The 9,879-nt window shown below is 71.4% G+C and carries 11 protein-coding genes; 6 read left to right on the top strand and 5 right to left on the bottom strand.

Annotated features, from left to right (window positions below):
* Positions 1-50: 50 nt before the first annotated feature.
* Complete coding sequence (gene def, locus AB8A24_RS25995) at positions 51-605, bottom strand: peptide deformylase (protein ID WP_328964294.1); 555 nt, start codon at positions 603-605, stop codon at positions 51-53.
* 123 nt (positions 606-728) lie between these two features.
* Between def and AB8A24_RS25990 the strand changes: the two genes are divergently transcribed.
* The 6 genes from AB8A24_RS25990 (at position 729) to AB8A24_RS25965 (ending at position 6,013) form a co-directional block, all read left to right on the top strand.
* Positions 729-1,967, top strand: coding sequence for a MurT ligase domain-containing protein (locus tag AB8A24_RS25990; protein WP_030719064.1), 1,239 nt, complete (start codon positions 729-731; stop codon positions 1,965-1,967).
* A 20-nt stretch (positions 1,968-1,987) separates the two neighbouring features.
* Complete coding sequence (locus AB8A24_RS25985) at positions 1,988-2,716, top strand: glutamine amidotransferase (protein ID WP_328964293.1); 729 nt, start codon at positions 1,988-1,990, stop codon at positions 2,714-2,716.
* 215 nt (positions 2,717-2,931) lie between these two features.
* Positions 2,932-3,957: a 6-phosphofructokinase gene (locus tag AB8A24_RS25980; RefSeq protein WP_030719059.1), complete on the top strand. Its 1,026-nt coding sequence runs from the start codon at positions 2,932-2,934 to the stop codon at positions 3,955-3,957.
* Between the two features lie 105 nt (positions 3,958-4,062).
* Positions 4,063-5,025: a cytochrome c oxidase assembly protein gene (locus tag AB8A24_RS25975; protein WP_328964292.1), complete on the top strand. Its 963-nt coding sequence runs from the start codon at positions 4,063-4,065 to the stop codon at positions 5,023-5,025.
* Positions 5,026-5,057: 32 nt separating this feature from the next.
* Complete coding sequence (locus AB8A24_RS25970; protein WP_030719054.1) at positions 5,058-5,216, top strand: hypothetical protein; 159 nt, start codon at positions 5,058-5,060, stop codon at positions 5,214-5,216.
* Positions 5,217-5,302: 86 nt separating this feature from the next.
* Positions 5,303-6,013, top strand: coding sequence for a 1-acyl-sn-glycerol-3-phosphate acyltransferase (locus AB8A24_RS25965; protein WP_266388760.1), 711 nt, complete (start codon positions 5,303-5,305; stop codon positions 6,011-6,013).
* 36 nt (positions 6,014-6,049) lie between these two features.
* On the opposite strand, the gene AB8A24_RS25960 is transcribed toward AB8A24_RS25965, so the two are convergent.
* The 4 genes from AB8A24_RS25960 to AB8A24_RS25945 all read right to left on the bottom strand — a co-directional run.
* Complete coding sequence (locus AB8A24_RS25960; protein WP_369477783.1) at positions 6,050-7,723, bottom strand: alpha/beta hydrolase; 1,674 nt, start codon at positions 7,721-7,723, stop codon at positions 6,050-6,052.
* Positions 7,724-7,905: 182 nt separating this feature from the next.
* Complete coding sequence (locus AB8A24_RS25955; RefSeq protein ID WP_328964290.1) at positions 7,906-8,712, bottom strand: urease accessory protein UreD; 807 nt, start codon at positions 8,710-8,712, stop codon at positions 7,906-7,908.
* On the bottom strand, positions 8,709-9,404 hold the full coding sequence (gene ureG / locus AB8A24_RS25950) for an urease accessory protein UreG (RefSeq protein WP_266388766.1): 696 nt from the start codon (positions 9,402-9,404) through the stop codon (positions 8,709-8,711). The genes AB8A24_RS25955 and ureG overlap by 4 nt, the downstream gene beginning before the upstream one ends.
* 38 nt (positions 9,405-9,442) lie before the next feature.
* The coding region (locus AB8A24_RS25945; RefSeq protein WP_369477782.1) for an urease accessory protein UreF at positions 9,443-9,879 on the bottom strand (437 nt) is incomplete at its 5' end.

The following is a 9,879-nucleotide window of genomic DNA, read 5'->3' as shown; positions in this document are numbered from 1 at the left end:
CCTCAAACGCCGGCGAGGCTGGAGATGGCCCCGGCCGAGAGGGGAACGGGCTAGCCGCGCAGCGCCTCGGCTCCCCAGGAGGTCTTCCGGATGGCCCGCCGCAGGCGACGGCCGCGCAGGCCCGTCACGCGGTCCGCGTACACCGTCCCGTCGAGGTGATCGCACTCATGCTGCAGGCACCGCGCGAAGAACCCCGTCCCCGAGATCCGCACCGCCGCCCCGTCCGACGTGACCCCTTCCACCACCGCGTGGTCGAAGCGGGGGGTGCCCGCCTCCAGCCCCGGCAGGGACAGGCACCCCTCCGGCCCCAGGAACTCGTCCCCGTCGGCCGTCACCAACCGCGGGTTGACGATGTGCCCGACGTGGCGCACGTCCTCGTCGTCGGGGCAGTCGTAGACGAACACCCGCTGTCCGACGCCGATCTGGTTCGCGGCGAGCCCGACACCCTCGGCGGCGTACATCGTGGCGAACATGTCCTCGATGAGCCGGTCGAGTTCCGGGCCGAATTCGGTGACTTCCGCGCACGCGGAACGGAGCACCGGATCACCCAGCAGGCTCATGGTGCGGACGAGGCCGGTGGTACCGGGGATGGGGCGCTGTCGCATGGCGGTAAGCCTACGACGGGCGACTATATGAGGAGATCCGCGGCGGGGCGGGGGCGCCGCGGTCAAGGCTCCGGCCGGCACTGGATAGGCTGGGGCCGACCGACGCAAGGAGGACAAGGGACGATGGCAGGCAACACGGAGCCGCTTTCGCCGCGGGCCAAGCTGGCCGTGACGGCGGGCAAGGCCGCGGCGGCGGTGTCGCGGGCCGCGGGACGCGGAAGCGGATCGGTGATCGGTGGCAAGGTCGCACTCAGGCTCGACCCCGATCTTCTCGGCGCGCTGGCGCAACATCTCGATGTCGTCCTCGTCTCCGCGACGAACGGCAAGACCACGACGACCCGACTGATCGCGGAGGCCCTGCGGGCCAGCGGTCCGGTCGTCTCCAACGCCCTCGGCGCCAACATGCCGGCCGGCATCACCTCCGCGCTGGCCGGTGGCTCGGACGCCAAGTACGGCGTCATCGAGGTGGACGAGAAATACCTGGCCGGAGTGGCCCGGGACGTCACCCCCAAGGTGATCGCCCTGCTCAACCTCTCCCGCGACCAGCTGGACCGCGCCGCCGAGACCCGCATGCTCGCGGAGAAGTGGCGCGAGGGTCTCCAGGGTTCCAAGGCGGTCATCGTCGCGAACTGCGACGACCCGCTGATCGTGTGGTCCGCGTCCTCCTCCCAGAACGTGGTGTGGGTCGCGGCCGGCCAGGAGTGGAAGGACGACGCCTGGTCGTGCCCCTCCTGCGGTGGCGTCATGCAGCGCCCCGGCGACGACTGGTTCTGCGGCGAGTGCGGATTCCGGCGCCCGACCCCGACCTGGGTGCTCTCCGGCGACCACGTCCTGGACCCGCACGGCTCGGCCTGGCCGATCCACCTCCAGCTGCCCGGCCGCGCCAACAAGGCCAACGCCGCCACCTCGGCCGCCGTGGCCGCTGTCTTCGGCGTCCCGCCGCAGGTCGCGCTGGAGCGGATGTACCAGGTGCAGGCCGTCGCCGGCCGCTACGACGTGGTGAACTTCCAGGGCCGTGAGCTGCGGCTGCTGCTCGCGAAGAACCCGGCGGGCTGGCTCGAAACGTTTTCGCTGATCGATCCCCCGCCGACCCCGGTGATCCTCTCGGTGAACGCGCGCGGCGCCGACGGCACCGACACCTCCTGGCTGTGGGACGTGGACTACCCGCGGCTGGCCGGTCACCCGATCTTCGTGATCGGTGACCGCAAGCTGGACCTCGCGGTCCGCCTGGAGGTCGCGGGCCTGGAGTTCCGGGTGTGCGACACCCTCGACGAGGCCGTGCAGCTCGCGCCGCCCGGACAGATCGAGCTGATCGCCAACTACACCGCCTTCCAGGACGTGCGCCGCCGCGTCGGCAACTAGTACCCATAAAGGACAAGAGCATGAGCGACAACAGCCTGCGTCTGGTGTGGGTCTACCCCGACCTGCTGAGCACGTACGGAGACCAGGGCAACGCCCTCGTGGTGGAGCGCCGGGCGCGCCAGCGCGGCCTGGACGTGCAGCGCGTGGACGTGCGCAGCGACCAGCCGATCCCCACCTCGGGCGACATCTACCTGATCGGCGGTGGCGAGGACCGGCCGCAGCGCCTGGCCGCGGAGCGCCTGCTGCGCGACGGCGGCCTGGAGCGGGCCGTCTCGAACGGGGCGATCGTCTTCTCCGTCTGCGCCGGGTACCAGATCCTCGGCCAGGAGTTCGTCAACGACCAGGGCCAGCGTCAGGAGGGCCTCGGCCTGCTGGACGTCGTCACCGTGCGCGGTGAGGGCGAGCGGTGCGTCGGCGACGTCCTCGGGGACATCGACCCGCGCCTGGGCCTGCCGCAGCTGACGGGCTTCGAGAACCACCAGGGCGTGACCCACCTCGGCCCGACGGCCAAGGCGTTCGCCCGGGTGACCATGGGTCGCGGCAACGGCACCGGTGACGGTACCGAAGGCGCGTACAACGACACGGTGTTCGGCACGTACATGCACGGTCCCGTGATGGCCCGCAACCCGCAGATCGCGGACCTGCTGCTGAAGCTGGCCCTCGATGTGAACGCGCTGCCGGCCATAGACGACCGGTGGTACGAGGCGCTGCGCGCGGAGCGCATCGCCGCCGCGACGCAGCCCGCGTAGCGCCCCGCGGACCGCTCATCGGGGCGGCCCCCGCATCATGTGTTCGGCCCGGTTTTCCCTAGGGGGAACCGGGCCGACGTCATTTCGTACGACGAGTGCGACCAGCATGTGGAGGATGGTTCAGTCCACCTCTCCACCGCTTGTAGGGTGGCCGTAGTTCCAACCGGACGACGTGGTCCGGTCGCCGGCCCACGTTGCAAAGGTCCGTTCCTGCCATGCGCATAGGTGTGCTCACTTCCGGTGGCGACTGCCCCGGTCTCAACGCCGTCATCCGCTCCGTCGTGCACCGCGCCGTGGTCGACCACGGCGATGAGGTGATCGGCTTCCTCGACGGCTGGAAGGGCCTGCTGGAGGCGGACTACCGCAAGCTCGACCTCGACGCCGTCGGCGGCATCCTCGCCCGCGGCGGCACCATCCTCGGCTCCTCCCGGGTCCAGCCCGCGCACCTGCGCGACGGTGTGGAGCGCGCCCGCGGCCACGTGGCGGACCTCGGTCTCGACGCGATCATCCCGATCGGCGGCGAAGGCACCCTGAAGGCCGCGAACCTGCTCTCCGAGGCCGGTCTGCCGATCGTCGGGGTCCCGAAGACCATCGACAACGACATCGCCTCCACCGACGTCACCTTCGGCTTCGACACCGCCGTCGGGGTCGCCACGGAGGCGCTCGACCGGCTGAAGACCACCGCCGAGTCCCACCAGCGCGTGATGGTGGTGGAGGTCATGGGCCGCCACACCGGCTGGATCGCCCTGCACTCCGGCATGGCGGCCGGCGCGCACGCGATCGTCGTCCCGGAGCGCCCCTTCGACATCGACGAGCTGACGGAGATCGTCGGCGAGCGGTTCTCCGCGGGCAAGCGGTTCGCGATCGTCGTGGTGGCCGAGGGCGCCAAGCCCAAGCCCGGCTCGATGGACTTCGAGGAGCGCGGCAAGGACATCTACGGCCACGAGCGCTTCGCCGGCATCGGCAACCGGCTCGCCGTGGAACTGGAGAACCGCCTGGGCAAGGAGGCCCGGCCGGTGATCCTGGGTCACGTCCAGCGTGGCGGCACGCCGACCGCGTACGACCGGGTGCTGGCCACCCGCTTCGGCTGGCACGCCGTGGAGGCCGCGCACCGCGGCGAGTTCGGCATGCTGACCGCGCTGCGCGGGACGGACATCGTGATGGTGCCGCTCTCGGAGGCGACCTCGACCCTCAAGACGGTGCCGTCCGAGCGGTACGACGAGGCGCAGACCGTTCTGTGATGTCCCCTTCCATGACGTCCCTTTTGTGACAGGCCGCCCCCGCGCGCACGAGCGCCCGGGGGCGGCACTACTGTGGTGGGGCATCACGGTCAAGGGAGTGAACAGATGGATCACAGCGGGCACGGCATGGACATGCACATGGACATGGACCTGCCTCCGTTCACTCTCGGGCGCGGGCTGGAGTTCTCCTTCGACGCCTTCTTCCTGATCGGCTCGCTGGTCGGGCTCGCCCTGTACGGGTGGGGCGTGCTGCGGCTGCGCCGGCGCGGGGACTCCTGGCCGCTGGGCCGGACCATCGCCTTCGCCGTGGGCGTGCTGACCGTGATCCTCGTGATGTGCACCAAGCTGAACGACTACGGCATGGTCATGTTCAGCGTGCACATGGTGCAACACATGGTGATCAGCATGGTCACCCCGATCCTGGTGCTGCTGGGCGCCCCGGTGACGCTGGCGCTGCGCGCGCTGCCGCCCGCCGCCCGCGGTCACAAGGGGCCGCGCGAGCTGCTGCTGATGCTGCTGCACAGCCGGTACATGAAGGTGATCACGCACCCGGCCTTCACGATCCCGATGTTCATCGCGAGCCTCTACGCCCTGTACTTCACCCCGCTCTTCGACTTCCTGATGGAGAGCCGGACCGGGCACATCGCGATGATGGTGCACTTCCTCGCCGTCGGGCTGATCTTCTTCTGGCCGATCATGGGCATCGACCCGGGCCCGCACCGGCCGGGCTACGTGATGCGGATGCTGGAGCTGTTCGCGGGCATGCCCTTCCACGCCTTCTTCGGCATCGCCCTGATGATGGCGAGCCAGCCGATGATCAAGACGTACGAGAACCCGCCGGCGTCCCTCGGCATCGACCCGCTGCTCGACCAGCAGTGGGGCGGCGGCATCGCCTGGGCCTTCAGCGAGATCCCCTCGGTCCTGGTCCTGATCGCCCTCGTCTACCAGTGGTACCACTCCGAGCAGCGGGCCGCGCGGCGGTCCGACCGGGCCGAGGACCGCAGTGGTGACAAGGAGCTGGCGGCGTACAACGCGTATCTCGCCTCGCTCCAAGCGCGTGGCCAGTAGCGCGACACCGTCTTCGCGCGCCACCATGGGGCATGACCGGATCCGTTAAGGCGATGTGCGTCATGACCTTCGCCGCTCTGGTGGCCGTGGCCGCGTATTCCGTGGCCCTCGGCAGCAACGGCTGGCTGTGGTTCGGCTGGGTGGTGCTGGGGCTGTTGACCGCCGGGATGGCCGCGACACGCAATGTCTGAGTAAGGTCCCTTCCCGCCCCCTGACGTCCCGCGGCTCACCGTTCGTAAAATGGCGGTGACAACGGGATATCGACAGGAGCGGCCTGGTGTTCTACCACTTGCTCAAGCACGTGTTGCTCGGCCCTCTGCTGCGGCTGCTGTTCAGACCTCGGATCGAGGGTCTGGAGAACATCCCCGCCGAAGGGGCCGCCATCGTCGCGGGCAATCACCTGTCCTTCTCCGACCATTTCCTGATGCCCGCCATCCTCAAGCGGCGGATCACTTTCCTGGCGAAGGCCGAGTACTTCACCGGCCCCGGGGTCAAGGGTCGGCTGACCGCCGCCTTCTTCCGCAGCGCCGGGCAGATCCCCGTGGACCGGTCGGGCAAGAACGCCGGACAGGCGGCCCTGCGCGAGGGTCTGGGCGTACTGGCCAAGGACGAGCTGCTCGGGATCTACCCGGAGGGGACGCGCTCGCACGACGGGCGGCTCTACAAGGGCAAGGTGGGGGTGGCCGCGATGGCCCTGGGGGCCGGGGTGCCCGTGATCCCCTGCGCCATGGTCGGCACCTTCGAGATCCAGCCGCCCGGGAAGAAGCTCCCGAAGATCCGGCGGGTGACGATCCGCTTCGGCGAGCCGATGGAGTTCTCCCGGTACGCCGGGATGGAGGGCGAGCGCGCCGTCCTGCGGGCGGTCACCGACGAGATCATGTACGCGATCCTCGGACTGTCCGGCCAGGAGTACGTCGACCGTTACGCGGCCGAGGTCAAGGCCGAGGAGGAGGAAGAGCGGAAGAAGGCCCGGCGCACCGCGCGCTGAGCCTTCTCCCGCTCGTCCGCTCGCTACCGCCGGTTCTTACCGGACGGCGGGGAGCTCCTCCGGCGCCGGGAGGACCGAGGACTCGGCCGGGGCGTCGGACGACAGGGACTTCGCCGCGGCCGGGGCCGGGGCCACGGGGGTGGCGTGCGGGGCGCACGTCACGTCCTTGGCGTCGACCTTGCCGGTGAGCAGGTAGCTGTCCACGCGGGTGTTGATGCAGGGGTTCACCAGGCTGGTGACACCGTGCGAGCCGGCGCTCTTCTCGGTGATCAGACGCGAGCCGGCGAGGCGGCGGTGCAGCTCGACCGCGCCCTTGTACGGCGTGGCCGCGTCCCGCTCGGACTGGACGATCAGTACGGGCGGCAGCCCGTGCTTGGCGCCGACCGCGATCGGGGTGCTCTGCTTGGCCTTCCAGGTCGCGCAGGGCAGGTTCATCCACGCGTTGGACCAGGTCAGGAACGGGTACTTCTGGTGCAGCTTGCTGTTGTCCCGGTCCCACTTGGACCAGCTGGTGGGCCACTTCGCGTCGGCGCACTCGACGGCGGTGTACACGGCGTTGCCGTTCTCGGACGCCGCGTTGCCCTTGGTGTCCGTCATGTCCGGGGCGATGGCGTCGACGAGCGCCTGCTCGTCACCGGCCTCGTACGCGGCCCAGGTCTGGGCGACGGGCACCCAGGAGGAGTCGTAGTACGGGGCGCCCTGGAAGAAGCCGATGAGCTCGGCCGGGCCGACGATCCCGCCGAGCGGGTTGGCCTTGGCCTTGGCGCGCAGCTTCTGGTAGCGGGCCTCGACCTTGGCGCGGGTGTCGCCCAGGTGGAAGACCGCGTCGTTCTTGGCGACCCAGTCCTGCCAGTCGTTCCAGCGCATCTGGAAGGCGACATCCTGGCCGAGGTTGGCCTCGTACCAGATGTTGTCCTGCGACGGGTCCACCACGCTGTCGACGATCATGCGCCGCACGTGGGTCGGGAAGAGGGTCGCGTAGACCCCGCCCAGGTAGGTGCCGTAGGAGACGCCGAGGTAGTTCAGCTTCTTCTCGCCGAGGCCGGCCCGGATCACGTCGAGGTCACGCGCGGTGTTCGGCGTGGTCATGTGCGGCAGCATCTCGCCGCTGCGCTCCTTGCAGCCGTCCGCGTACTCGGCGGCGAGCTTGCGCTGGGCGCGCTTGTCGGCCTCGGAGTCCGGGACCGGGTCGGCCTTCGGGGCCTTGACGAACTCCTGCGGGTCGATGCAGGAGATCGGCGCCGAGTGGCCGACACCGCGGGGGTCGAAGCCCACGAAGTCGTAGGCCTTGGAGGTGTTGACCCACAGCGGGCTCTTGGTGGTGACGCGGCGCGGGAAGCGCATGCCGGAGCCGCCGGGGCCGCCGGGGTTGTAGACGAGCGCGCCCTGGCGCTCCTCCTTGGTGCCCGTGCTGCCGATCCGGTCGACGGCGAGGTCGATGGTCTTGCCGTACGGCTTCGCGTAGTCGAGCGGGACCTTCACCCAGCCGCACTGGATGGGCTTCTCGAAGCCCCAGTCCGCCGGGCAGTCCTTCCAGTCGATCCCGGCACGGGCGGCGCGGGCGGCGGCGATCTGAACGCCCAGCGCCTCCGGGAGCCTGCCGTCGCTGCCGGCGGAGGCCGCCGCGGCCGGCGGGGCCAGCAGCAGGCTCGCCGCGAGTGTGCCGGTGATCAGTGTGGCGGCGCTCCCCAGCGCCGCGTTGCGTATCACGTGGTTGTTCCCCCTGCGTCAGGTACCGCCGTGGGCGGCCGGGTTGGTCGGGTTCGGTCGTCGGCGTGCAGGGGGATCCTGTCGTCTGATCGGGACCCGGCGACAGGGCCGGATCGACTTCTTTGCCAACCCGATAACCGGAAAGGCGTGTACCGCTGAGCGGTGCCTGATGCGTCCCGCTTTCACCACCCGTACGTTCGGCAGGCCGCGTCGAGCAGTTCGCGCACCCGCAGGGCGTCCGCGGCCAGGACCGTCACCAGGACGGCCGGACCCGCCAGCGGCGTCACCGCCGCGAACTCCCCCAGGACCGCCGCGGCGGGCGCATCCTCGGCGAAGGCAGGGTCCACGACGAGGAGTTGACCGAGCGCCCGATGTCCGGCCAGGCCCGCCGGACCGTCCCAGCCGCCGGGCGCGCCGGGGCCGCAGGCGAGCTCCTGGTCCACCAGCGGACGTCCCCCGCACTCGACGGCGAGGCGACTGCGCAGCAGACCCGGAACCTCCCCGGTGCGGCCGAGCACCTGCTCCTCGCGCAGCACCAGCCGTGCCGTGGGGGCGAGTCGGACCCGGGTGCGCACCCTCAGGTCACTGCCGCGCACCGAGACCAGCGGCTCGGGCAGCCACCGCACGGACGCCCCGTCCTCCAGGGTGAGGTGTACGTCGTACCGCGCGGGCGCGCCGGTCCGGCCGGGCAGTGCGAGGGTGGCCGCGGCCGAGGCGAGGGAGAGGTGCGCACCGGGGCCGACGGTGGCCTCGACGGTGAGGTGGTCCCCGCCGAGCGGGGCACTCATCGCTCCGACCAGCATGACCCCGGCCTCGGCCTGCGACGACGAGCGGGTGCGGCGCAGCGCGAGCGGGCCCTCCCCGGCGAGGAGCGGCAGGGCGGTGCCGCCGCGCCCGTCGGCCACGGCGTGGATGCGGGCGGTGGCCCGCAGGCCCACGGGCGGTGTCGATGGCGCCTGCGCGATGTCCTCGGCCGTCGCGGCGCTCACCGCGAGGACCAGGCGGCGATCCGCTCGCGCACCCAGGCGGCCACCGGGCCGACCCCTTCGGGGCCGCGCAGCGACTGGAAGGCGACAGGAAGTTCGCCGCGCTGCTCGGCGGCGTCGCGGGCCATCCGGTCGAGATCGGATCCGACGTGCGGGGCGAGGTCGGTCTTGTTGACGACGAGCAGGTCGGCGGTGGTGACGCCGGGTCCGCCCTTGCGGGGGATGTCGTCCCCGCCGGCCACGTCGATGACGAAGATCTGGGCGTCGACCAGTCCGCGGGAGAAGGTGGCGGTGAGGTTGTCCCCGCCGGACTCGACGAGGATCAGGTCCAGCCGGCCGTGCTCCCGGAAGGCGTCCTCCAGTTCCTCCACGGCCTCCAGGTTGGCGGAGATGTCGTCGCGAATGGCGGTGTGCGGGCAGGCCCCGGTCTCGACGGCGGTGATCCGCTCGGGCGGCAGCACGGCCTCGCGGAGCAGGAACTCGGCGTCCTCGCGGGTGTAGATGTCGTTGGTCACGACGGCCATGGACAGCTCGGAGCGCAGCGCGCGGCACAGGGCGGCGACGGTGGCGGTCTTGCCGGAGCCGACCGGTCCGCCGAGTCCGATGCGCAGCGCCCGCCGGGTGCCGTCGGGGCGCAGGGGGTGGGCGCTGTGGGTGTGCCGGTGGGGATAGGTCACGGCGTGGTCGAGGTGCATGGGGGGTGTCTCCTTCGGGAGGTCAGGAGGTCGGAAGGTCAGGAAGCGAAGAGACGGACCGGCCAGTCGGCATGGACCTCCGCCGAGATGTCCAGCAGCGGTGAGGAGGCCGCCGGCAGCGCCTCCGGGCCCTGGGAGCGGGCGCGCAGCGCGGCCTGCTCCGCCCGGGCCGCGACGGCGTCGAGTTCGGGGGCGAGTCGGGCCAGTACCCCGCTCGCCTCGAAGGGGTCCAGGCCCAACAGCCGTACGGTCGCCGTGGCGGGCCCGCCGACGCTCTCGTACGCCGCCACGTGCGCGGCGTCCAGCGGCCCGAGCCCGGCCGCCCGGGCGGTGACACCGAGCACCACGGGCTGGTGGGCCCCGCGCGGGAACGCCGCGGCCAGGGACTCCAGTTCGGCGGCGGGCCAGGTGGCCCGGGCGGCCCGCAGCAGCTGCCGCCCCAGCCGTCGGGCCGCGGTGCGCAGCGCCGGCGAGG

Source organism: Streptomyces sp. BF23-19, from assembly GCF_041106355.1.
GTDB classification, from domain to species: domain Bacteria; phylum Actinomycetota; class Actinomycetes; order Streptomycetales; family Streptomycetaceae; genus Streptomyces; species Streptomyces virginiae_A.
The sequence above is the reverse complement of the archived record's forward strand: the minus strand, read 5'-3'. Positions and strand labels throughout refer to the sequence as shown.